The 22,789-nt window shown below is 59.6% G+C and carries 21 protein-coding genes; 12 read left to right on the top strand and 9 right to left on the bottom strand.

What is annotated here, in order from left to right:
* Window positions 1–106: 106 nt before the first annotated feature.
* Window positions 107–385, top strand: a complete 279-nt coding sequence (locus tag AAHA41_RS14660; protein ID WP_043850455.1) for a YcgL domain-containing protein — start codon at window positions 107–109, stop codon at window positions 383–385.
* Between the two features lie 727 nt (window positions 386–1,112).
* Window positions 1,113–1,298 (top strand): hypothetical protein, encoded by a 186-nt coding sequence (locus AAHA41_RS14655; RefSeq protein WP_143241659.1) that lies wholly within the window; start codon window positions 1,113–1,115, stop codon window positions 1,296–1,298.
* On the opposite strand, the gene AAHA41_RS14650 is transcribed toward AAHA41_RS14655, so the two are convergent.
* The gene (locus tag AAHA41_RS14650; protein ID WP_041207866.1) at window positions 1,280–1,858 is read right to left on the bottom strand and encodes an alkylphosphonate utilization protein; all 579 of its coding nucleotides are present in this window, start codon (window positions 1,856–1,858) and stop codon (window positions 1,280–1,282) included. The two genes, AAHA41_RS14655 and AAHA41_RS14650, sit on opposite strands and share 19 nt — an antisense overlap.
* A 216-nt stretch (window positions 1,859–2,074) precedes the next feature.
* Between AAHA41_RS14650 and AAHA41_RS14645 the strand changes: the two genes are divergently transcribed.
* From AAHA41_RS14645 to AAHA41_RS14630, 4 genes are all read left to right on the top strand, one after another.
* Window positions 2,075–3,265, top strand: a complete 1,191-nt coding sequence (locus AAHA41_RS14645; RefSeq protein WP_323070656.1) for a methyltransferase — start codon at window positions 2,075–2,077, stop codon at window positions 3,263–3,265.
* 304 nt (window positions 3,266–3,569) lie between these two features.
* Entirely contained in the window at window positions 3,570–5,033 is a 1,464-nt protein-coding gene (locus AAHA41_RS14640; protein ID WP_323070657.1) for a chitinase, read from the top strand.
* 463 nt (window positions 5,034–5,496) lie between these two features.
* Window positions 5,497–5,883, top strand: coding sequence for a GFA family protein (locus tag AAHA41_RS14635; RefSeq protein ID WP_323070658.1), 387 nt, complete (start codon window positions 5,497–5,499; stop codon window positions 5,881–5,883).
* 31 nt (window positions 5,884–5,914) lie between these two features.
* The gene (locus tag AAHA41_RS14630; RefSeq protein ID WP_323070659.1) at window positions 5,915–6,532 is read left to right on the top strand and encodes a histidine phosphatase family protein; all 618 of its coding nucleotides are present in this window, start codon (window positions 5,915–5,917) and stop codon (window positions 6,530–6,532) included.
* Between the two features lie 361 nt (window positions 6,533–6,893).
* Here the strand turns inward: AAHA41_RS14630 and AAHA41_RS14625 are convergent, their stop codons facing one another.
* Together AAHA41_RS14625 and smrB are read right to left on the bottom strand one after the other, a co-directional pair.
* Window positions 6,894–8,189 carry a diguanylate cyclase gene (locus tag AAHA41_RS14625; protein WP_323070660.1) on the bottom strand — a complete coding sequence of 432 codons (1,296 nt, stop codon included), beginning with the start codon at window positions 8,187–8,189 and terminating at the stop codon, window positions 6,894–6,896.
* A 57-nt stretch (window positions 8,190–8,246) separates the two neighbouring features.
* A complete protein-coding gene (smrB, locus tag AAHA41_RS14620) occupies window positions 8,247–8,771 on the bottom strand; it encodes an endonuclease SmrB (protein ID WP_041207861.1) in 525 nt (174 codons plus the stop codon).
* Window positions 8,772–8,836: 65 nt separating this feature from the next.
* Here smrB and prmB point away from each other — a divergent pair, with 65 nt between their 5' ends.
* Together prmB and aroC are read left to right on the top strand one after the other, a co-directional pair.
* On the top strand, window positions 8,837–9,772 hold the full coding sequence (gene prmB / locus AAHA41_RS14615) for a 50S ribosomal protein L3 N(5)-glutamine methyltransferase (protein ID WP_104015044.1): 936 nt from the start codon (window positions 8,837–8,839) through the stop codon (window positions 9,770–9,772).
* A 12-nt stretch (window positions 9,773–9,784) separates the two neighbouring features.
* Window positions 9,785–10,873, top strand: a complete 1,089-nt coding sequence (gene aroC / locus AAHA41_RS14610; RefSeq protein ID WP_181224134.1) for a chorismate synthase — start codon at window positions 9,785–9,787, stop codon at window positions 10,871–10,873.
* Between the two features lie 91 nt (window positions 10,874–10,964).
* Here aroC and AAHA41_RS14605 read toward each other — a convergent pair whose 3' ends face one another.
* The gene (locus AAHA41_RS14605; protein ID WP_323070678.1) at window positions 10,965–11,714 is read right to left on the bottom strand and encodes a transporter substrate-binding domain-containing protein; all 750 of its coding nucleotides are present in this window, start codon (window positions 11,712–11,714) and stop codon (window positions 10,965–10,967) included.
* A 406-nt stretch (window positions 11,715–12,120) separates the two neighbouring features.
* Between AAHA41_RS14605 and AAHA41_RS14600 the strand changes: the two genes are divergently transcribed.
* Window positions 12,121–13,524, top strand: coding sequence for a DEAD/DEAH box helicase (locus AAHA41_RS14600; protein WP_323070661.1), 1,404 nt, complete (start codon window positions 12,121–12,123; stop codon window positions 13,522–13,524).
* A 113-nt stretch (window positions 13,525–13,637) separates the two neighbouring features.
* On the opposite strand, the gene AAHA41_RS14595 is transcribed toward AAHA41_RS14600, so the two are convergent.
* The 5 genes from AAHA41_RS14595 to cra all read right to left on the bottom strand — a co-directional run bounded on the left by AAHA41_RS14595 (window position 13,638) and on the right by cra (window position 18,578).
* Window positions 13,638–14,024 (bottom strand): MAPEG family protein, encoded by a 387-nt coding sequence (locus AAHA41_RS14595; RefSeq protein WP_208736430.1) that lies wholly within the window; start codon window positions 14,022–14,024, stop codon window positions 13,638–13,640.
* A 194-nt stretch (window positions 14,025–14,218) separates the two neighbouring features.
* A complete protein-coding gene (locus AAHA41_RS14590) occupies window positions 14,219–14,776 on the bottom strand; it encodes a hypothetical protein (protein WP_255933631.1) in 558 nt (185 codons plus the stop codon).
* A gap of 144 nt (window positions 14,777–14,920) precedes the next feature.
* A complete protein-coding gene (locus AAHA41_RS14585) occupies window positions 14,921–15,586 on the bottom strand; it encodes a hypothetical protein (protein WP_323070662.1) in 666 nt (221 codons plus the stop codon).
* Between the two features lie 170 nt (window positions 15,587–15,756).
* Window positions 15,757–16,950: an aromatic amino acid transport family protein gene (locus tag AAHA41_RS14580; RefSeq protein WP_323070663.1), complete on the bottom strand. Its 1,194-nt coding sequence runs from the start codon at window positions 16,948–16,950 to the stop codon at window positions 15,757–15,759.
* Between the two features lie 641 nt (window positions 16,951–17,591).
* On the bottom strand, window positions 17,592–18,578 hold the full coding sequence (cra, locus tag AAHA41_RS14575; RefSeq protein WP_323070664.1) for a catabolite repressor/activator: 987 nt from the start codon (window positions 18,576–18,578) through the stop codon (window positions 17,592–17,594).
* A gap of 307 nt (window positions 18,579–18,885) precedes the next feature.
* On the opposite strand from cra, the gene fruB reads away from it, so the two are divergent.
* From fruB to fruA, 3 genes are read left to right on the top strand one after another with little or no spacing between them, the layout of a single operon-like run.
* Window positions 18,886–20,001 (top strand): fused PTS fructose transporter subunit IIA/HPr protein, encoded by a 1,116-nt coding sequence (gene fruB, locus AAHA41_RS14570; protein ID WP_182925438.1) that lies wholly within the window; start codon window positions 18,886–18,888, stop codon window positions 19,999–20,001.
* On the top strand, window positions 20,001–20,990 hold the full coding sequence (pfkB, locus tag AAHA41_RS14565; protein WP_323070665.1) for a 1-phosphofructokinase: 990 nt from the start codon (window positions 20,001–20,003) through the stop codon (window positions 20,988–20,990). The genes fruB and pfkB overlap by 1 nt, the downstream gene beginning before the upstream one ends.
* On the top strand, window positions 20,987–22,723 hold the full coding sequence (gene fruA, locus AAHA41_RS14560) for a PTS fructose transporter subunit IIBC (RefSeq protein ID WP_323070666.1): 1,737 nt from the start codon (window positions 20,987–20,989) through the stop codon (window positions 22,721–22,723). The genes pfkB and fruA overlap by 4 nt, the downstream gene beginning before the upstream one ends.
* Window positions 22,724–22,789 lie beyond the last annotated feature (66 nt).

The following is a 22,789-nucleotide window of genomic DNA, read 5'->3' as shown; positions in this document are numbered from 1 at the left end:
AATCTTCCCCGAGGCAGAGATGCTAATCCGTTATTGTTATTCAATTCCTGATGTTATAGTTTGCCCCCATCAGAGGCAATAAACTCGTCGGATTATATCAATTTCCATGTTGTGTGCAGTCTATAAAAGTCGCAAAAAAGCCGAGACCTACCTTTTTGTTGAAAGAAGAGAGGACTTTTCCCGCGTACCGGCCCCCTTGATGGCGGTTTTTGGTCGTCCCGAGCTGGTGCTGATGACCAAACTGGACCCGGCCAAACCCCTCGGGCTGGCCGAGGTCGGCAAGGTGATGGAGGCGTTGACCATGCAGGGATTCTACCTGCAGGTGCCGCCCCCGCCGGAGAACCTGCTGGAAGAGCACAAGGCCCGCCAGAAAAAGGGGGCGTGACCTCTCCCGCCTGAAACCATCAAGACGGCCCCGTCGCAACAGAGCGTGTGACGGGGCTGTTTTTTATCCGGTTATCGCCATTTTCTACCTTGCGATTCATCGCTTATGTTCAGTGCCTGAACAACTGATGACAAATTAACGGGGGTGTTTAACCGGACAATATTGGTCATCTGCCCGATATATTGCCGACCCGTCCACGGGGTTACTTTTAGCGAGCACAACAGCGAGCACAACACTTGCACCAATTTTTTCGAGCTGTTCCATCGATTGGGGGAGGGGTTATTTACACCGTTATTTTCTTATCGCCTTACCTCGTTTCTCCTTCTTTTTTAAAATATAAAGTCAAGCATTCATGACCTGCTTTTAGTCAATTTTTGTCCTTGCTCACAAAATAGCCCAGCTGTTTCTAGCCAATTTCCCGCGCGAGCAGCCTTGCGAGACGAGCTTGCCAGCCATCGAGGAAAAAGAGCTTGGCCACCAATATATTACCGCCATCTGATAAGAGTCCTGTTGGACGAGAGCGTTCCGCTTGTGAGCCTATACGGGCAGGCGAGCAAAGCCTTGCTGTTATCAGCCAATAGTGGTCAAGGCAAGCGTGACAGTAAGTGTGACTAGGTTGGCGTAATCAAACCGGCGCAACAGCGGGCTCTGGGGAGGTGTGCTTCAGGATAAAAGGGGAGAGAGCCACATAGCTGCACACCACAACGTACAAATATGGGTCAGGTGTATGGCTGGTTTGCAACATGTGGTATTGGCGAAAATAGGCGGTTTGGCGATGGCTGAAAATTACTTCTGTACAGCTGATAACTGCGCGGCCCATAAAGCGGCGGCAAATAAAAAAGGATGGCGGCTGGCCATCCTTTTATTGTCGTCGGCACAAGTTGCCGAGCGGTATTACGCCTTTTTCAGGTAGGCGGCGACCAGCACGATCTGCACACCGTTGACCTTGCCTTCGATATGCAGCGGGTTGTTGGTCAGGCGGATGCCCTTGACCAGAGTGCCGCGCTTGGCGGTAAAGCCGGCGCCCTTGACGTCCAGATCCTTGATCAGGGTAACGGAGTCGCCCTCTTGCAGCACGGCGCCGTTGGAGTCAACGGTCGGCACGCTGTCGTCATCTTCGGAAGCCATGCCCGCTTCGGCCCAGGCCTTGGTCTCTTCTTCCATATACATCATGTCCAGCATGTCCTGAGCCCACACTTCGCCTTGGGCGGAGAGGGCTTTCAGCTGGCGCCATGCCATGACCTGAACGGCCGGTACCTGGCTCCACATGCTGTCGCCCAGGCAGCGCCAGTGGTTGACAACCACGGTCTCCGGCTGCTCCAGCTGGCCGCGGCAGGTATCGCAGATGGCCACGCTGTGATCATCATCGCTGGCGGGGGAGTGGGGTACCACGAAAGCGGTCAGTGCCTGCTCGGCGCCGCACAGTTCACACTTGGCGCCTGCGCGCGCTTGCAGGATGGCGTTGATGGTCATGTTATTGATCCCCTGGTTGGTAGTAAAACGACCCGCATCGGGCGGGGCGCATCAAAGAGGGGGCGGAATATAGCATAAAACCCCGCATTTTGTCAGGTCGGGTAGCAAGCCGGGTCAGGCTACACCCCTGAACGGTACTTTACTGCGCAGCAGGAGTGCAATTTGAAGCGGGATCGCTAGAATGAGCCTCCTTTTGACTGCCGGATAGAGGCTCCTGTGCTGGCGCAACGCTTTCAACAACTGGATCAGCTGCTGATCCGCCATCGGCGCTGGTGGCAATATCAGCCCTATCATCACCTGACCATGCCCTTTGCCAACAAGGCGCCGGAGCTGGCGGCACAGCTCGATGCTCTCACGCTGGAGCAACTGGCTGAGCTTGATGGCGACATGGCGGCCCTTGGTTCGTTGCTCTCCCCCTGGATTGCCGATGGCGAGGCATTGCTGCAACTCAGTCAGCTTGAGCCTTTTACCCCCGAGCCTATCAGTTGCAGCAAGGAAATGGCGCTGCATATGCCGGGGCGCAAGCAGGCTCAAATCGAGGCCTTCACTGCCAGCCTGCCCGCACATCAGGGACCTTATCTGGAGTGGTGTGCCGGCAAGGGGCATCTTGGGCGACTGGTGTCACGTCACCGTCACGCGTCGGTCTTGAGCCTCGAATTGCAAGAGCAGCTCTGTGAAGAGGGTCGTCAGCTGGCTGAGCGTGATGGCGCCACCATGACCTTCTGCTGCGCCGATGCCTTTGCTCCCGAGTCTGCCGAGCTTATTGCGCCCGAGCACCACGCCATGGCACTGCATGCCTGTGGCGAGTTGCACACCCATCTGTTGGCGCAAGTGGCCGAGCGCAGTGCCCGCGGGGTGACCATCTCCCCCTGCTGTTACCATCTGATCCGCACCCCGGATTACCGTCCTCTCTCTCAAGCCGCTCAGGGCAGTGCGCTGCGTCTGGCCAAGGCCGATCTCAAACTGCCGTTGCAGGAGACGGTGACCGGCGGCGCGCGGATCACCCGCTTGCGTGAGCAGGAGGTGGTGTGGCGGCTCGCCTTTGATTGCCTGCAACGGGAAGTGCGCGGGATCGATGAGTATCTGCCGGTGCCCAATATGCAAAAGAGCCTGCTGACCGGCAGTTTCGCGGCATTTTGCGACTGGGCTGCCGAGCGCAAGGGGATCGCGTTGCCGAGCGGACTGGACTACGACGCCTTTGTGGCCAAAGGGGAGGCGCGTTTTGGTGCTGTCGCCCGGATGGAGTTGGTGCGTCACCTGTTTCGTCGTCCCCTCGAGATCTGGCTTGCCCTCGATAGAGCCTTGTTCCTGCAAGAGCAGGGTTATCGGGTCGAGGTGGGGGAGTTCTGCGCCAAACCGATGACGCCGCGCAACATTCTGATCCGCGCGGTGAAAGCAGAATCCTGAGTCGCTAGCCTCCCTGCTGCTTGATAGTTTCAAATGGCTGACAAGCTCCTCTTGTCAGCCATTTTTTGCGTCTAAAAAAATGTACGGGTGGTAGCCACTCCATCCACTCGCGCGGATCCAGTTTTACTGGTGCCACCTTGTCAAAAATTGTTTCGTATGAGTTCTTTATGTCGGTTCGTTGCTAATTTTCCTGACAAGGTGAAATGGCTCACAAATCTGTTTTATTTCTTAATTCTCATCGTGAATTTAGTTAATAAAACACCTACTCTTGTAGCGCCCTATATTCAAACAAGGACTGTGATTTATGTTCAAACCCAAGCGTTGTGCCTGGTTGATTGCGGCTGCCTGCGCATTGCCAAGTTATAGTGCAATGAGCGCAGCCATGAATATTCAACCCGATCCGCAGAACCCCGGTGGATATGTTATTGCTGCCTCTGATGTGGCTGCCGTGGAAAAAGCCAAGACAGCCAATCCCATGTATGCAATTTGGGCCAAGGCGTTGGCGACCCGATCCAATAAAATAGTCGATGCCATTGAACCCGGGTTGGCAAGCAACCCTGACAACGTAAAACGGGTTGAACGGGTATTTCCCCAGTCGGAATGGGATTATTTAACCCAGATGGCAGCGCCGGAATACACCTATGTCCGGTTCTTGCGTGCTATCGGTAAATTCCCGGCTTTTTGTGGCGAATATACTGACGGGCGCGATTCCGATGCGATCTGTAAAAAATCCATCGTGACCGCCTTTGCCCACTTCTCTCAGGAGACGGGGGGGCATATCTCCAAGGACAATGTCTCCGACAACCCGCTGGGGCTGGAAGAGTGGCAGCAGGCGCTGGTGCATGTGCGCGAGATGGGCTGGTCAGAGGGACAGACCGGCTACACCACCGGCTGCGGTCAGAACGACTGGCAAAACAAGAAGTGGCCCTGCAGTACCGGACAAGGCTACTTTGGCCGCGGTGCCAAGCAGCTCTCCTACCACTTCAACTACGGCGCCTTCTCCGAGGCGATGTTCGATGGCGATGCCTCCGTGCTGCTCAACAACCCGGGGCTGGTGGCCGACTCCTGGCTCAACCTCGCCTCGGCCATCTGGTTCTTCCTGACGCCACAGGCGCCCAAGCCGGCCATGCTGCACGTGATTGACCGCACCTGGGTACCCTCCAAACGGGAAGTGGATGCCGGTATCGGCTATGGCTTTGGCACCACCATCAACGTCATCAATGGCGGCATCGAGTGTGGCGAACAGAACAAGGACAAGGGGCAGCCGGTCAACCGTATTCGTTACTGGGAAGGGCTGGCCAATCACTACCAGATCCCGGTCAAGGCCGATGAGAAGAATACCTGCTGGCAGCAGACGCCTTATGGCAGCCTCAACCTCAACGGTGCCACCGACGTGCTCTACACCAACTGGGATGGCAACTGGAAATACTACCCGGATCGTCCGGGCGGCTACTCCTTCGAGTGTGAGCTGGTTGGCTTCCAGACCGCCTACTCGGCGCTGGTGCCGGGCGATTACCAGAAGTGCGTGACCAACTTCTACGGCTCCCACGCCAATTGGCCGAAAGTACGGGTCGTGGACAAACTGACCCCGCCGCCGGTCGATCCGAGCGAACCGCCCATCGGCGGCAACCCGGCCTGGGAAGCGACCAAGGTCTATACCGCCGGTAGCAAGGTGAGCTACAAAGGTGTTGTCTATCAGGCCAAATGGTGGACGCAGGGGGATGATCCCGCCAAAGGTAGCCCCTGGGTTGTGGTGCCTGCCAAATAAGGTGGCGTGATATTGACAATTAGAGAGGAGAGGGGGGCTCCCTCTCCTCGTTAATTCAAAAATTATATCGCCGAATATTATCTTGTATTTTCAATGGTGCTTTAGTCTTGGTTTATAGAACGATTTTTATCTGAAAATTGAAATAAAATGGTGTTGGGAGAAGTGAGGGGTAGCCGTTTTACATGTCGATTGGTTAGCTCCATAAATTGGCGTCAACTGATAATTTTTACACACTGCGGGCTAATTCATTCTTCATCATTAAATGAATCCTCTCATTGCACGCGAGGGGAGTAATCCCCCTATTGGTAAACTATCATTTATCACCAACATGGTGAGGTCTTGCTATATAGCGCATTTTTATCTCGGCACTTTTTCGCTTATTCCATTGAGAAAATTGATGTGAACGATCGGTTTATATTGGTAAGCTCTTTGGCTTGTGCAAAATTGCAACAAAGGGGGCAAGATGAAGGGCGGTTGTCATTGCGGGGTGATCCGCTATGAGGTGCTGACTGCACCTTTTGCGGCCGATTTTTGTCACTGTCGGGATTGCCAGCGTACCACGGGGGCACCGGTCGGGGCCTGGATGGACTTTCACGCCGAACAGGTGCAGTGGTTATGCGGCAAACCGACCGAGTATGCGTCTTCAGACTTTATCCGCCGGGGATTTTGCACCGAGTGTGGCTCCACCCTCACGTATCGCAGCATCCAGTACCCTGAATATCTCACGTTGGCCATCGCCTCCCTCGATAATCCGGATGCTGTTGCGCCAACCTACCACATCCATACCGACAGCCAGCTGCCATGGTTGCCGATCCAGGACGAGCATCCCCGTTATCCCAAAGGGAAGTAAAACCAGGGTAACCCCAACAAAGGAGGTTGGTATGGAGCTGGTTGTTATCCGCCATGGCGAGACGCAAGCCAATGCGGAAGGACGGTATCAGGGCGCGCTGGATATCGGGCTTAATGAGAGTGGCCAGAGGCACATTGCCCGATTGGCTGACGAGATAGCGGCCACTCAGGCCCCGTTCGATCGGCTGCTGGCTTCGCCGCTGCTGCGAACCAGAGAGAGTGCTGCGATCTTCGCTCGCCAGTTGGATTTGCCAGTGGAGCTTGCGCCAGCCTTTCGTGAGCGGCATGTCGGCCTGTTTGAGGGGGTGACACAGGCAGAGGCGAAATCGCGTTATCCCGAGCTGTGGGCGCGCAATATTACCCGGCGTTGGGCAGAGGCACCACCCGGTGGTGAAACGCTGGATGAGGTAGTTGCCCGAGTGTCGCAAGGGCTGCTCGAACTGACCTCGAACGCGCAAGGGGAGCGGGTGCTGCTGGTTGCACATGGGGTCGTCGCCAAGGTGATCCGTGCCGTGACAAGTGCCGGATTTGATGACTTTTTCGATTGGCAGTTGGCCAACGGCGGCATGCTGACGGTGCATTTTCCGGTACCTTTGACACCGGATAAACCTCTGCCATTTTGCCGACCACCCTCAACCGGTGGACTATGAGTGAAACGACCTTTGTGACTCCCGATCATCCTTAATCCGGTTGTGCTCACTTTGCATCGTGTTTGCTGGTCATTCGGAGTCTGCTTGACCGCTATCTGAGGGTGATCGGAGGGGGGCAATGTCGCGGCAAAGCGCTGTCGCAATAAGAGACCTGCCGCGGTGGCCGAGCTCCATTATTTCATCTGTGCAAAAGCGATGGTTAACTCTGTTACGCCAGTGAAACAATCTATGTATGGGGGCGGGTAAAAAGCATCACGCCACTCAAGGTGGCGTGGCTCCGAACTGGTTGCGATAACGAATGAATGGTTCTTTGTGGCTGGCCGAGGGGCAAGCCGCCGTGACCGAAGGAGGGGCCGAGCCATCAGGTCGGCTCCGGCTCCTCCTTGCGACAGCAGTTGCGCCCCTGTTTCTTGGCCATATAGAGGGCGGTGTCGGCCCGTCTGACCATCTTCTCCACGCTGTCGAGGGGGCCTTTGCTGGCGCTGATCCCGATGCTGATGGTGAGTGAGACCTCAAGCGCCCCGGATAGCGCATGGCGGGCCGACTCCACCGCCAGTCTGATCCGCTCGGCGCTGGCCCAGGCCAGCTCCAGCGAGGTCTCCGGCAGCAGCACGATAAACTCCTCGCCGCCCCAGCGTCCCAGCATGTCCACCTCGCGCAGCTGTTTGCCGATCCGGTTGACCAGACTCAGGATCGCCTGATCCCCCTGCTGGTGGCCAAAGTTGTCGTTGACCTCCTTGAAGTGATCGATGTCGATCAGCAGCAGGCTCATGGTGTGACCAAAGCGCTGGCAGCGCTGCATCTCGGCGTTGACCAGCTCATCGAAACGGCGCCGGTTGGCAATACCAGTCAGGGGATCCGTGGTGGCGGCGACCTTCAGCTCTTCCACCAGCCGCGCCCGTTCGGAGATGTCGCGCAGGATGGCGGTCATCTCGGTGGTCTGACCCATATTGATCTTGGCGATGGTTACCTCCAGCGGAAATTCGCTGCCATCGCGGCGCAGCCCTACCACGGAGGCGCGGGCATGCATCGGGCGTGAATTGATGGGGGAGTTGCTGAACGCCTTGAAGTAACTGTCGTGATTGGCGCGAAACCGTTGCGGCAGCAGGGTCTCCAGCCGTTTGCCAAGATAGCTCTCGTCGATGCCGAACATCTCGCAGGCGGCGGTATTGATAAGTTCGATCCGCGATTCGCTGCTGACGCTGATGATGCCGTCATAGGCGGAGTTGACGACCGCTTCAAAGCGGCGGCGACTGGTGGTGAGCGCATCTTCCAGCTGCTTCTTGGCGGTGATGTCGATGGCGGTGACGATGATCCGGTTGATCCGTGCCTGTTCGGGAATGATGGGGGAGAGGACAAAGCGCCACCAGCTGGTGCGGGACAGGCTATCGATGGGCAGTTCGCTCTCTACCCCGGTCTGCTGACTCACGCACTCGTGCATCGGCTGCTCGATGCTGCTGGTGATGTAGCGGGGAAACATTTCGTTGAGCTGTTTGCCAATGCAGCCAAGCACCTCGATCTCGAAGGCCTTGGCGAAGGTGTCGTTGGCTGATACCAGAACAAAGTGGTCATCCTTGTCGAGGCTGAATACCGCCACGGCGGCACCGATGGCGTCGAGGGATGACTTGATGTCGGCATGGGAGCCTCGTGTAAACATGCAACCTCCACTGTCAATAACGTATTGATATTCAGTATAGGTTGCCGATTTTACGAGCTACTCCTCGATATCCAGCAAGACCAGAATGGCGCTGTCGCCGCCCCATTCACGTGGTGCCTGATGGAAGGCACGCACGTTGGGGTGCTGGGCCAGCCAGCTCGGAATGCGCTGTTTGAGGATATGTTTGCCGATGCCGTGCATCACCGAGGCGACGTGAATGTTCTCTTTCTGGCAGAGGGTGAGCAGGGCGGCCAGCTCCTGTTTGGCCTGATGCTGGTTCATGCCGTGCAGATCGAGGTAGATCTCCGGCGGATAACTGCCCCGCTTGAGCTTTTTCAGCTCGAATTTCGACACATCTTCGCGCACGTAACGGGTCGGGCCATCGTCCTCGAGATGGGGCTGATACTCATCGCTGAAATAGTGGTCAACCCCAAGGGATTCGCGGCTTTCGCGCATTTCGCGTTTCTGCTTGACCGGGCGTAACTCGGCCCTTATGGTATCTTGCTTGATTTTCCGGGTACCTTTTATCGCATCGCGGAACAGCTGGGTTTCCTCGTCTGTCGGTGAGGGCGTTTTTTTCATCAGGTACTCGTCTTGCTCGCTGTATAAAATTCTCGGGCCGGATATTACTCGACTTGGAGGTGGATTTGGACAAGATATTTATCGATGAGGTGGTTGCCGAGATGCACACCATCCAGGACATGTTGCGCTGGGCCATGAGTCGTTTCAACGACGCCGGTATCTTCTACGGACATGGTACCGACAACGCCTGGGATGAGGCTGTGCAGCTGGTACTGCCCGCGTTGCATCTGCCGCCGGACGTGGATCCGGCGATGCGCCACTCCCGTCTCACCAGCAGCGAGCGTCACCGGATTGCCGAACTGATCGTGCGCCGCGTGCAGGAGCGTGTTCCCGCGCCCTATCTCACCAACAAGGCCTGGTATGCCGGTTGGGAGTTCTACGTTGACGAGCGGGTACTCATTCCCCGTTCTCCCATCGCCGAGATGGTGGCCAACCGCTTTGCACCGTTCCTCAAGCAGGAGCCGACCCGGATCATGGATCTTTGCACCGGCTCCGGTTGCATCGCCATCATCATGGCTCACGAGTTCCCGGACGCCGAAGTTGACGCCATCGACATCAGCGTCGATGCCCTGAATGTGGCCGAGCGCAACATCAACGATCACGGGCTGGAGCAGCAGGTTATCCCGATCCGCTCCGATCTGTTCCGCGATCTGCCGGCGGGCGACAAGTACGATCTCATCGTCTCCAACCCGCCCTACGTGGATTCCGAAGATATGTCGGATCTGCCGGACGAGTTCCGTCACGAGCCGGAGCTGGCGCTCGCCTCCGGCAGCGATGGTCTCAAGCTCACCAAGCGCCTGCTGGCCAATGCTGCCGACTTCCTCAAGGATGATGGCGTGCTGGTGGTCGAGGTGGGCAACAGCATGATCCATCTGGAATCCCAGTTCCCCGAGATCCCCTTTACCTGGGTAGAGTTCGAGAACGGCGGCCACGGCGTGTTCGTGATGACGCGTGACGAGCTGGTGCAGTATCAGGATCATTTTGCCATCTACAAGAACTAAGCAGGAGCGCCTATGGCAGGGAACAGTTTTGGCCAACTCTTTCGGGTAACCACCTTCGGCGAGAGCCACGGTCTGGCGCTGGGCGCCGTGGTCGATGGCTGCCCGCCGGGGCTGGAGATCAGCGAAGCGGATCTGCAGGGAGATCTCGATCGGCGCAAGCCCGGCACCTCCCGCTACACCACGCCACGCCGCGAACCGGACGAGGTGAAGATCCTCTCCGGGGTGTTTGAGGGGAGGACCACCGGTACGTCCATCGGGCTCTTGATCGAGAACACCGATCAGCGCTCCAAGGACTACTCCGATATCAAGGATCTGTTCCGCCCGGGCCATGCTGACTACACCTACCACCAGAAGTATGGTCAGCGCGACTATCGTGGCGGCGGTCGCTCCTCCGCCCGCGAAACCGCGATGCGGGTAGCGGCGGGAGCCATTGCCAAGAAGTACCTCAAACAAGTGCACGGTATCGAGATCACCGGTTTTCTCTCCCAGCTTGGCCCTATCAAGGCCGAGGCGTTTGATGCCGCGCAGATCGAGCAGAATCCCTTCTTCTTCCCCGATGCGGGCAAGCTGGAAGCGCTCGATCAATACATGCGTGACCTGAAGAAAGAGGGCAACAGTATTGGCGCCAAGGTGCAGGTCATCGCGCGCAATGTGCCGGTGGGCCTCGGTGAGCCGGTGTTTGACCGCCTCGATGCCGACATCGCCCACGCTATGATGGGCATCAATGCGGTGAAAGGGGTGGAGATCGGTGACGGCTTTGCGGTGGTGGAGCAAAAAGGCTCCGAGCACCGTGACGAGATGACCCCGGCCGGGTTTGCCAGCAACCATGCGGGCGGCATTCTGGGCGGCATCTCATCCGGTCAGGATATCGTGGTGAGCTTAGGCTTAAAGCCTACCTCCAGCATCACGGTACCGGGCAAGACCATCACCACCGAGGGTGAGGCTACCGAGATGATCACCAAGGGGCGCCACGATCCTTGCGTCGGCATCCGCGCCGTGCCCATCGCCGAGGCGATGCTGGCGCTGGTGCTGATGGATCATCTGCTGCGTCACCGCGCCCAGAATCAGGGGGTATTGACCCATACCCCGCAGCTGCGCTGATCGGCATAACGACCAACTGGCTGATCAACGCTTGATTGGCCAGCATGAAAAAGGCGACCTTTGGGTCGCCTTTTTGTTTTGTCTGTTCGGGTTAATGCAGCGGGGGTTCATCGCCAGCGGGGGCTGCGCTCAGGCGGCATGTGGGGGGCGGAAAGTTGCGATCGGTTTTGGGCAGGGTAGCGATCGCCTTGTCGATGCTGACGAGCTGCTCATCGCTGATGCTCTCTTTGGCAAACATCAGGCTGACCGGCTGGTGGTGGAGCAGCAACTGGCAGCTGATAAAGCCGGTGGCGCCGAGCTGATCGAGGCGATAACGGGCGTATTGCCACTCCATGATGACACCGTCGAGGCGGCGGGCGAGCAGCAGATCGATCAGCCGGTCGTCGGCGTTGTACTCGGTTACCTCCTTGAGTGCCGGGCAGTTTTCCAACTGCTGCATCGGGCGGGTGCCGCGCAGCTTGCCGATCTTGAGCCCCTTGGCGTTGCACAGCGCAGAGAGGGTCGGGTAACCGGCCCAGCGATCCTGCTGGCCGGGAATGGGATCGTTGCTGAGCAGCACGTAGGCGCTGTGGCGATAGGGGGCGGAGAAGCGGGCGTATTGCTCGCGCTCCGGCAGCGCCAGCGCGCCCATCGCCACATCCAGCTGGCCATGCTCTACCAGATGGAGTGCCCGGGCCCAGGGAATTTCACGAAATTTGGGGGTGAAACCCGCCTTGGTGAGGATCTGGCGGGTCAGGCTGATATCGAGCCCTGCCAGTTCCCCTTTATTGTTGAGCTGACTGAAGGGGGGCCAGTGGCTCCAGGCCACGGTGAAAACCTGCTTGTCGGCTTGTGCCGGCATCGCCCACAACAGCAGCAGGGCAAGCCAGAGTGGCCATCTGATGGGAAAGCCTGATTGCCTCTTCATATAAACCTCATCATCCCTGATCTTTTTGATCTCCGTGCCTTGCTGACAACAGAGTGTTTTTATTGTGTCTGATGTTAATAGGGCAGTAGTAAAAGATCGGATACACGGGAGCAATTGGGGCAGGGAAGGCGGGATTTTCTCCTCGTGCTGGGAGGAACATCACATTTTTCTCGTTTCTCCTCAATAACTCCGCTAGACTGCGCCCCTATTCTTTCCCCTTTGCTCTGCTCCCCGGGGAAATCGTTGTGTTCTCAACAGGCCCGAGTCTGGCGAGATGGCATCGGCTCAGCAGAGGAGCCCCATCCCGGATTGTCGGCGCCCCTATCCCTAGCAGGTAACTATGAGTTTTACTTCCCTCGGTCTGGCCGAACCCTTGTTGCGTGCCGTTGCCGAACAAGGCTACGACACCCCGTCTCCCATTCAGCAGCAAGCGATCCCCGCCGTTCTGGCTGGCCGCGATCTGATGGCGGCGGCCCAAACAGGGACCGGCAAGACCGCAGGCTTTACCCTGCCGATGCTGCAACGTCTGATGGAGAGCAAACGCAAGGTCTCTCCGAACCGCGTCCGTGCGCTGGTACTGACCCCGACGCGCGAGCTGGCCGCCCAGGTGGGCGAGAGCGTGCGCAACTACGGCAAGCATCTGCCCCTGCGCAGCCACGTGGTATTTGGCGGCGTGAGCATCAACCCGCAGATGATGGCGACCCGCCGTGGTCTGGACGTGCTGGTGGCCTGTCCGGGCCGTCTGATCGATCTCTACAACCAGAATGCCGTCAAGTTTGACGAGGTGGAGATCCTGGTACTGGACGAAGCGGATCGCATGCTCGACATGGGCTTTATCCGCGACATCCGCCGCATCCTGACCCTGCTGCCGAAGAAGCGCCAGAACCTGCTCTTCTCCGCCACCTTCGCCGATGAAATTCGCGAGCTGGCCACTGGCTTGCTGGACAACCCGGCAGTGATCGAAGTCGCCCCGCGCAACAGCACCGCCGAGCGTATCGAGCAGCTGGTGCACCCGTGTGACAAGGCCAACAAGATTGCCCTGCTGAGCCACCTGATCTCCAGCAACAACTGGCAGCAGGTGCTGGTCTTTACCCGTACCAAACACATCGCCAACCGCGTTGCCGAGAAGCTTGAAAAAGATGGCATCAGTGCCGCCGCCATTCACGGCAACAAGAGCCAGGGTGCCCGTACCCGCGCACTGGCCGGCTTTAAGGATGGCAGCGTGCGTGTGATGGTGGCGACCGACATCGCGGCTCGTGGCCTCGATATCGACAAGCTGCCGCAGGTAGTGAACTTCGAGCTGCCGAACGTGGCGGAAGATTACGTGCACCGTATCGGTCGTACCGGTCGTGCCGGCGCTGCCGGTCACGCCATCTCCCTAGTTGCGGCCGATGAAGGGAAACTGATCAAGGCCATCGAGCGTCTGACCAAGCAGAACATCCCCTGCGAGCAGGTGCCCGGCTTTGAAGCGTCCCGTGAGACCCTCGACAACATCGCCCGTGGTATCGGCGCGCCGCTGCGCAAAGAGCCCCGTGATCCGAGCGAGCAGCGCCGTGCGCCGCGTCCGCAAGGTCAAGGCCAGCGTCAGGGTGCCGCTCGCTCCGGCAACAACGGCAACAACGGTGGCGCTAACCGCTCCGGCAACGGCGGCAAGCCCAAACCCCAGGGTGGTCAGCGTCCGGCTGATGGCGCCGCCAAGCCGGCTCAGGCCCGTCGTCCCCGTCGCGCCAGCCACAACCAGTAAGGGCAAGGAGAGCCACTCTCCAGCTCTGAACGGTTAAACGAAAAGCCCTGCCATATCGGCAGGGCTTTTCTATTTCTGCTTCTGCAGATCCGCGTTTGATTGACCTGTTCTGGTCAGGAGAGCAGGGCGGTGAGCAGGAGACAGGCCGCACTCAGCAAAATGACGGTGAAGGTCAGCCCCATTCCCACCACCCGATAGCGAAAATTCTCCGGTGTGCGGCTCATGCCGAAGGCGTGACAGAGGCGACCAAGCAGCAAGGCACTCCCCAGCAGATGAACCAGCCAGGGGGCATGGCTGCCGGTTTCGACGAAATAGATGAGCAGCAGGGCGAGGGGAACATACTCGGCAAAGTTGGCGTGTACCCGCATGGCCCGCAGCATGGCGGGATCATCGCCATGGCCGAGCGCCACTTTCTGGCGGTGACGGGTGCGAATGGTGCGCACGCTGAGCAGGACAAAGAGCAGGGCAAGGAGGGCCGCATAGATGGGCAGTATGGTCATGGTGTAGGGCTCCCGAGGTAATGGATAAGCATGGATCTGTTGTGCGCTCAATGGTTTGCCCTTGAGGGTAGCAGTAAAGAGAGCTCGGCCATGGCGTCCTGAGCGCCCTTGCCAGATAAAGAAAAGCCCCGCCAGTCTGGCAGGGCTTGTTGTCTGGTTTTAGGTTGCGTGCTCTGTCAGCTGCACTTAGCCAGTCAGGCGCCGTAAGGGAGAGAGGAGTGGTGCAGCACGATGCGTACCTTGCCATCATCCCCCTTCTTGAAACCCCAGCTCTTGTCGACTGTGGTCTCCTTGTTGTCGCGATCCACCAGATGCACCTTGCCCATGGTCAGCGCCATGTTGCCGTTGATATAGACGGCGGCATTGTCATAGCGGTAGCTCTGCCAGTTTTTCAGAGCAAAGCCGGTGTCTGCCGGATAGGCGCTGTTGTTGCCGACAAAATAGGCCAGCGCCCCCTCGCGGGTGGTGCGAAAGGTCTGCTCGCCACCGGCTAGGGTGGGTTTGAACAGCACCGGCCCCTGCTGGTAGCCATAAGCGCTGTCGAGTACCGCCTCGGCGGTGGCTTTGGCGCGCTCAATGCCGCCGGCCCGATAGTCATCGCTGATCTTGATGAGCGCCGCGCCCCAGGCATCCTGCGCCGCCTTGATGTCGGCCTCGGTGATATTGTTGTTGGTGATTTCAGCCGCGCTGAGGGCGCCGCTGGCTGCCAGCAGAACAAGGGCAAGGGAACTCTTCGTGAGATGCAACATCATTGTTTTCAAACTCCTGAAAGCGATAAACGAGGGGGCAGTGTAGCGAGCGGGCATGAACGGGTTTTGAACTGTTCGTTCAGGTTTTGGTGGCAAAAAAGATTGTATAAAACACGGTTCTTGGCGGTTTGTTCGGTGGTGCCCTGATCAGCGGACGGGGGTCAGCAGGGCCGAGAAGTAGCGCTCCTGCATTTGCTGCCAGCGGCCGCTCGCTATCAGCTGCTGCTGGGATTGGACAAGGGCGGCGATATCGGCCTGGCGGCTCTTGTTGAGGTAGAGATAGACCTCGATATCGGAGACCCGTTTCCATGGCGCGGCAAGGGGGGATTGATTGGTGGGCAGCAGCCGGATCACCCAGTCGGTTCTGCCGCGCTGGAGCAGGGCAAGACCCTGCTTCTCATCGTTGAACCAGACGATACGCCGACTGTCGAGATAGCGGCTACACCACTGAATGCCGCGCAGGCAGCCAACCCGCTCCTGACTGGCGGGGGGCCAGCTGGCGTCCTGCTTGCTCTGGGCATAGATGGTGATTTCGCCAATCGCCGTACCGACCGGGAGCATCTGCGGGTGGGTCTGCTCAAAGCCCTTGATCCGGGCGATATCGCCATCGATGGTGCTATCGGAGTCAACCAGTTTGCGGCAGCGGGCGAGGGTGCAGGGGATAAAGGTGAAATCGACTTTGGCCTTGCCAAACCACTCCTCATAGAAGGGGCGCAGCAGGGGGATATATTCCACGGGCGCCGCCAGCGACAGGGGCGCGCCCTGGGCAATCGGGTTCAGACAGCACAGCAGAAACCAGCCAGCCCACTTCATACCTTGCTCCCCACTCCATTGCGTATGGAAAAAGCGTAGTTGAAAGGTTCTCCATCCCGCAGGTGCGAGGCGGGAATGGGCAGAGCAGCGGTATGTGTCGTGGTGATAAAACAAAGCCCCGCCAATCAGATTGGCGGGGCTTTTTTATTTGGGGCATTCCGTATCGGGGATTACAGCGCGGGCAGCAGTCCCATGCTAACGCTGATCTGGACGCCGACAATCAGCACACCCATGGCGCCAGCCACTCCCAGCGCTACCACGCCACCCGGGGCGCGGTAGTGGTGGGCGGGGGCCTGTTTGCGGCTCTGCCATACCAGCGCTACCGGCAGCAGTACCGCGAGGATGGCCAGCGCAATGGCGGCGTAGCCGAGGGCCATGATAAAGCCCTGCGGGAAGTAGAGGGCAAACAGCAGCGGCGGCACAAAGGTGATGAGGCCGGTCTGGCTGCGGCCCTGCCAGTTATCCTTGCGGCGGGTCACCTTGGCCATAAAGTCGAACAGTCCCAGCGTCACCCCGAGGAAGGAGGTGGCGAGCGCCAGATCGGCAAACAGGTGCATGGCCTGATTGAAGGCGGGCCAGCTCACCAGCTTGCCGACGCTGGCGAGCAGGCTGTCGAGCGCGCCGCCATTGGCCAGCAGGGAGGATTGGCCGAGCAGCCCCAGAATGGCCACCTGCCACAGCACGTAGAGGATCAGCGGCAGGGCGGAGCCCCAGACAAAGACCCGGCGCAGTTGCTTGGGGCAATCGCCGAGGTAGAGCATCACGCTCGGGATCGAACCGTGAAAGCCGAACGAGGTGAAGATCACCGGCAGGCCCGCCAGCAGCAGCCCTTCCCCGAGCGGCATGGCGAGCAGGTGTTCGCCCTGGGCGCGCGGCAGCAGCAGCGCCAGCACGCCCACCATGATCACCAGCTTGACGGTGAACATCAGCCGGTTGAGGTAATCCACCGAGCGGGTGCCGACACAGACCATGCCGCCAAACAGCAGGGTAAAGGCCCAGGCGGCCTGCTCCTGGCTCAGGGTGAGGCCGGCATCGGCCAGCGCCTGTGCCAGCAGGCTGCTGCCACCGCTGATGTAGGCGGAGGCGAGGGCGTAGAACAGCATCAGGATACAGAAGGAGGCGATGCGCTTGCCCCAGGGGCCGAGCAGGTGATCCGCCAGCTGGTGCAGGTACCACTTGCCGGTATTGAGGCTGGCCTCCACCTGCAGCATGGCGGTAAAGGCCATCAGGGCCCACAGGCCAATCATCAGCAGCAGGGTGGCGGGGCCGCCGAGGGAAGAGGAGGCCAGCGGCAGGGCCAGCATACCGGCGCCTATGGTGGTGCCGGCAATCAACAGGGTACAACCCAGAGTCTTGGTGTTCATGTTATCCATCCGAAAGTGAGCGGAGATGTTGCAAACAAGAGAGAGCCAGTTGGCTGTGTCGGGAGGTGCCTCCGGGGGAAAAGCCGGAGGCTAGCAATATCGGCGTGGAAACATCTGTACCTGAAACCTGTCGGTTGTAAAAGATGGTTGCCACGTTAACGGATCGAAATAGCGGAGACAACCCCTAAAAAGTGGATCTTGTGCTGTGAAAGGCATTTAAGTGGAAATAAAAAATGACACTTGATGCTAAGCGCCGAAAAAATGTGCGCCTTGAGGGGGCGATGCCAGTCCGCTTGAACCAGCCCTCGGGATCGGAGGGGGTTGTTACAGGCGCTTGGAAGGGGCGACAGAGGGCAAAACAGGGCGCTAGCGGCCCGAATGGTTCGGTATAAGTAAAAATAGGGTCATATGGCCAAAAGCCATAAATTGAATTTATAGCGAGCCGATGGGGCGATAAACGGGCCCTGAGCAGGGGGGAAGCCTTGTCGTCCGGTTGGCCGATCTTCCGCCGGTCAAACAGACGCGTGCAAAGATGGGCGTTGAGAAGAGCAGCCGCACAGGCTGTCAGTTCTGGCTGCCCATTCCGGCAGTTTGTACCGGCAGGGCAGCCTGTGCGGTTGTGAGCGGTTGCCGCAGGCGGCTTAGCGGCGGCGCTTGAGGGTGCGGCTTACATAGTGCAGCCCGCTCTGGTAATCGCCATTGACCGCCTTGAGCGCCAGCTCCAGCGCCTGGCTCGCCAGCGCGTCGTGCTGCTGGGGCAGGGAGTTGATGCCAAAGGGGAGGAAGTCGAGCAGCCGATCGTCGCCGAAGGTGGCCATGGCGAGCTGGCTCATATCGGTCTCTTGTTCCAGCAGATAGTCCAGTACCCCCTCCATCAGGATGTAGGAGGTGGTGATCAGCGCTTCGGGCAGCTGGCCCAGCTGCTGGTGCAGAAGTTTGATCAGGCGATACCCCTCGGTGCGCGAGAAGTGGGCCCCTTCACAGAGGTGGCAGGTCGCACTGTGGCTGGCGATGGCCTGCTCGAAGCCTGCTTTTCGTTCCTGACTGATCGTGAGTTCCGGCAGTGCGGTGATCAAAGCGATATGGCGGATGGCCGGGGTGAGCAGGGAGGCGGTGAGGTCATGGCTCGCCTTCTCATTTTCACTGGCGACGGTGACGAAGCGATCGGCCGTCATGCTCCGGTCGATGGCGAGGATCTGCACCCCTTGTGCCTGCTGGTTGCCATAGAAGGGATCATCCGGCGGCAGGCAGCTGGCCACCAGCAGGGCATCCACATGGCGGCTCACCAGCATCTGGGCCAACTCTTTTTCGGTGGCAGGATCATCCTCCGAGCAGACGATGAGCAGCTGATAGCCCTGTGCCCGCGCCCCCTGTTCCAGCCGTTTGGCCAGCTTGGCGTAACTGGCGTTCTCAAGGTCGGGCAGGATAAAGCCGAGGGTTTTGGTCTGGCCGCCGCGCAGGGAGGCGGCGCGGCTGTCCGGTTGGTAGTTGTGGGCGGTGACGACGGCCATCACCTTGTCGCGGGTGGCCTGACTGATGCGGTATTGGTCGGCCTTGCCGTTGATCACATAGCTGGCCGTGGTGCGCGAGACACCGGCGAGGGCGGCGATTTCATCCAGTTTCATCATATTGGCTCTGTTTGAGTTGCTAGGCCCACGGGCACTGCCTGGTAAGGGCGCCGAAAAGTGTGCGCGGGATCATATCATTGAAAACCGCTCTTTGTGGGTACTTGATCAATTCGCTGAAACGATTCAGTCTGAGTGTAAGTGAAACGATTCAGCTTGTCAGCAGCACCGCTTCGCAGAAATGCAGAGCAGGGTGGTAAAACCCGGTCAGGATCACATTTCGAGGTATCCCGACTATCGTCAGCTGGCAGGCAAACCGAATGTTCAATTGTGTTGACCCGGCGATGCCGGGATCTGATGGAGAGTGGCTATGTTGAAGTTGGTGCGAGAGCAGATCTTGCTGGGGCAGTCGGTGGCGACCAAGGCCGAGGCGATTGCCCTGTTGGCAGGCAAACTGACCGAGGCCGGTCTGGTGGAGGCGGGCTATGTCGATGGCATGCTGGCCCGTGAAGCGCAACATGCCACCTACCTTGGCAGCGGCATCGCCATTCCCCACGGCACCACCGACACCCGGCATCTGGTGAAGAGCACCGGCGTCATGGTGGCTCAGTTCCCCAACGGCATCGAGTGGGACGAGGGGCAGATCGCCTACGTCGCCATCGGTATCGCCGCCAAATCAGACGAGCATCTGGGCATTTTGCGCCAGCTCACCCATGTGCTGGGTGATGAGCAGGCGGCAGCCCAGCTCAAAGAGGCCACCGATGCCGACACCATCATCAATATCCTGACCGGCGCCACTGCCGCCAAAGAGGTGCAATACCTGACCCTGGCCGACTTCCCGGCCGATGATCGCGACCAGCTGTTGCTGGGGGCGGCCGCCCGCGCCAAATCCGCCGGTTGGGGCGATGCCGCCATGGTAAGTGCGCTGCTGGCAAGCGAACCGGCCTATCTGGGCGAGGGCATCTGGCTGGCCCGCGCCAATGTTCAGCAAACAGCATCGGCCCAGACCGGCTGGGTACTGGCCACCCCGAGCAGCGAACTTCGCGCAGGGGAGCTGCCGGTCAGCGCCATGCTGCTGCTGTGCGCCGCAGATAGCGGCCATCTGCCGCAACTGGAGAATCTGGCCAAACTGGCGGCCGCCGGTCAGCTGGCGACGCTGGCGGGCGGCGAGGGACTGGCCATGTTGCAAGCGGGCCCCGCGAGCGGTCTTTCCGAAACCTTTACCATCATCAACCCCCACGGCCTGCACGCTCGTCCCGGTGCCATGCTGGTCAAGGTGGCCAAAGAGTTTGCATCCGACATCCGGGTTGCCAATCTGGATGGCAGCGGCGAGGCGGTCTCCGCCAAGAGCCTGATGAAGGTGATCGGCCTTGGGGTCAAGTGCGGGCACCGGCTGGCATTTCGCGCCGAAGGGGCAGATGCCGAAGCAGCCCTCAAGGGGATCGGTGAGGCGATCGCCGCTGGTCTGGGCGAGGGGGCGCATTGATGAAGATTGTCACCATTACCCTCAATCCCGCCCTTGATCTCACCACCCGTCTCGAGGCGATGAGCCTTGGCGAGGTGAATCTGGTGAGTGAGGCCAACCTGCGCGCGGCGGGCAAGGGGATCAACGTCGCCATGGTGCTCAAAGACTTGGGCCGTGAGGTGGGCGTGACCGGCTGGCTGGGCGCTGACAATGAACAGAGCTTTGTCTCCCTGTTTGCAGAGCGAGCGCTGGATGATCACTTTGTCCGTGTCGCGGGCAGCACCCGCATCAACGTCAAGATCTCCGAGCAATCCGGTCGGGTCACCGATCTCAACCTGCCGGGGCTCACCATCCAGCAAGGGGAAGTGAGTGCGCTGGAGCAGGCCATCGACCAATTGGCTGCGCATGCTGAGTGGTTCGTGCTGGCGGGCAGCCTGCCCAAAGGGGTGGCCCCCGATTACTGCGCCCATCTGATCCGCCTGCTCAAGGCCAAGGGCAAGCAGGTGATCTTCGATTGCAGCGGCGCGGCCTTAAGCGAAGGGATCAAGGCGGTACCGACCCTGGTCAAACCCAATCTGGAGGAGCTCGGCCAGTGGGCGGGCCGCCCCGTCAAGACCCTGAGCGAGCAGGCCGAGTGTGCCCGCGCGCTTCAAGCCAGCGGGATCCCCAACGTGGTGATCTCCAACGGCGCCGATGGCCTCATCTGGTTTGCCCCGGATGCCGTCTGGCAAGCCATTCCGCCGCGGATGCAGGTGGTCAGCACCGTGGGTGCCGGCGATTCGCTGGTAGCCGGTCTCGCCTATGGTCTGAGCCTTGGCTGGGCGCCGGAGCAGACCCTGCGGCTGGCCACCGCCGTCTCGGCCTTGGCGGTCAGTCAGGTCGCGGTCGGCTTTGACGATATTAATGTGCTCAACCCCTTGCTTGAACAGGTGCGCGTAGAGTGTCTGGATGCGCTGGCACCGGTTCAATGCCATACCCCCTCAATGGAAAACTCAGGAGATGCCCAATGAAAGCAATCTTGGTTACGGCTTGCCCGGCGGGCATTGCCACCAGCTTTCTCGCTGCAAAACGGATAGAACAGCAGGCCAAACAGGCTGGCTGGGAACTCACCCTTGACGTCGGCTCCAGCGTGCAACCGCGCCAGATCCCCTCAAAAGAGCAGATTGCCGCCGCTGATCTGGTACTGGTCGTCGCCAGCGCTCCGGTGGATCTCGCCGCCTATGATGGCAAGCGGGTCTATCAGGGGAGCATGGATCTCGCCCTGCAGGATCCGGCCGCTTTGCTGGAAGCAGCCACTAGCGGCGCCAGCGTCTATCGCCATCAAGCCGCCTCCGCCGTTGCCAATGCTGCCGCCAAACCGGCCACAGCTGGCAAGCGCATCGTCGCGGTGACTGCATGTCCGACCGGGGTGGCCCACACCTTTATGTCGGCAGAAGCGCTGGAGACCATGGCCAAACAGCTGGGTCATCAGATCCGCGTCGAGACCCAAGGCTCGGTCGGTGCCCAGAACGCCCTGACTGCCGAGGAGATTGCATCTGCCGATCTGGTATTCCTCGCCACCGACATCGAGGTGGACATGGCCCGTTTCGACGGCAAGCCGGTCTATCGCACCAGTACCGGTGCGGCGCTCAAGAAAACCCGTGCTGAACTCGACAAGGCTTGGAACGAGGCGAAAACCTATCGCCACAGTGGCGCCAGCCAGCCCAAGAAAGAAGAGAAGGCAGGCCCCTACAAGCATCTGTTGACCGGTGTCTCCTTCATGCTGCCTATGGTGGTGGCGGGCGGCCTGATTATCGCGCTCTCGTTCGTGTTCGGGATTGAGGCATTCAAGGTGGAAGGCACTCTGGCCGCCGCTCTGATGAAGATCGGTGGTGGCTCCGCCTTTGCCCTGATGATCCCGGTGCTGGCCGGTTACATTGCCTACTCCATCGCTGACCGCCCGGGTCTCGCTCCTGGCATGATCGGCGGCATGCTGGCAAGCTCGCTGGGCGCCGGTTTCCTCGGCGGCATCGTCGCCGGTTTCCTGGCCGGTTACAGCGCCAAATACCTGAGTGACAAGGTGCGCCTGCCGGTGACCCTGGAAGCGCTCAAGCCCATCCTGATCATTCCGCTCTTTGCCAGCCTCTTTACCGGTCTGGTGATGATCTACGTGGTGGGTGGCCCGGTGGCCGGCATCATGAATGCCATGACCACCTTCCTCAACAACATGGGCTCTGCTAACGCCGTGCTGCTGGGTGTCATCATCGGTGCCATGATGTGCTTCGACATGGGGGGCCCGGTCAACAAGGCTGCCTACGCCTTCGGTGTCGGCCTGCTGGCCTCCAAAACCTATGCCCCGATGGCAGCCGTGATGGCCGCCGGCATGGTGCCGGCACTGGGGATGGGGATCGCCACCTTCCTGGCCCGCACCAAGTTCATCAAGGCGGAGCAGGAAGCGGGCAAAGCCTCCTTCGTGCTGGGTCTGTGCTTTATCTCCGAGGGGGCCATTCCGTTTGCCGCCAAGGATCCGATGCGGGTCATCCCGGCCTGCATGGTGGGCGGCGCCCTGACCGGTGCGCTCTCCATGCTGTTTGGCTGCGAGCTGATGGCCCCCCACGGCGGTCTGTTCGTGCTGTTCATCCCGCACGCCATCAGCAATGTCATGATGTATATCGTGGCGATTGCCGCAGGCTCGCTGCTGACCGGTGTCTCCTACGCCATGCTCAAACGCGGTGAAGAGCAGGCCAAACTGGCCACGGCATAAGCCTTGCCACCCGGCAACACGTCATAACCAAGAGCGGCCTGCGGGCCGCTTTTTTATTGCCGGATA

Origin of the sequence: Aeromonas sp. SER (genome assembly GCF_038739615.1) — a bacterium.
GTDB lineage: Bacteria > Pseudomonadota > Gammaproteobacteria > Enterobacterales > Aeromonadaceae > Aeromonas > Aeromonas jandaei.
The sequence above is the reverse complement of the archived record's forward strand: the minus strand, read 5'-3'. Positions and strand labels throughout refer to the sequence as shown.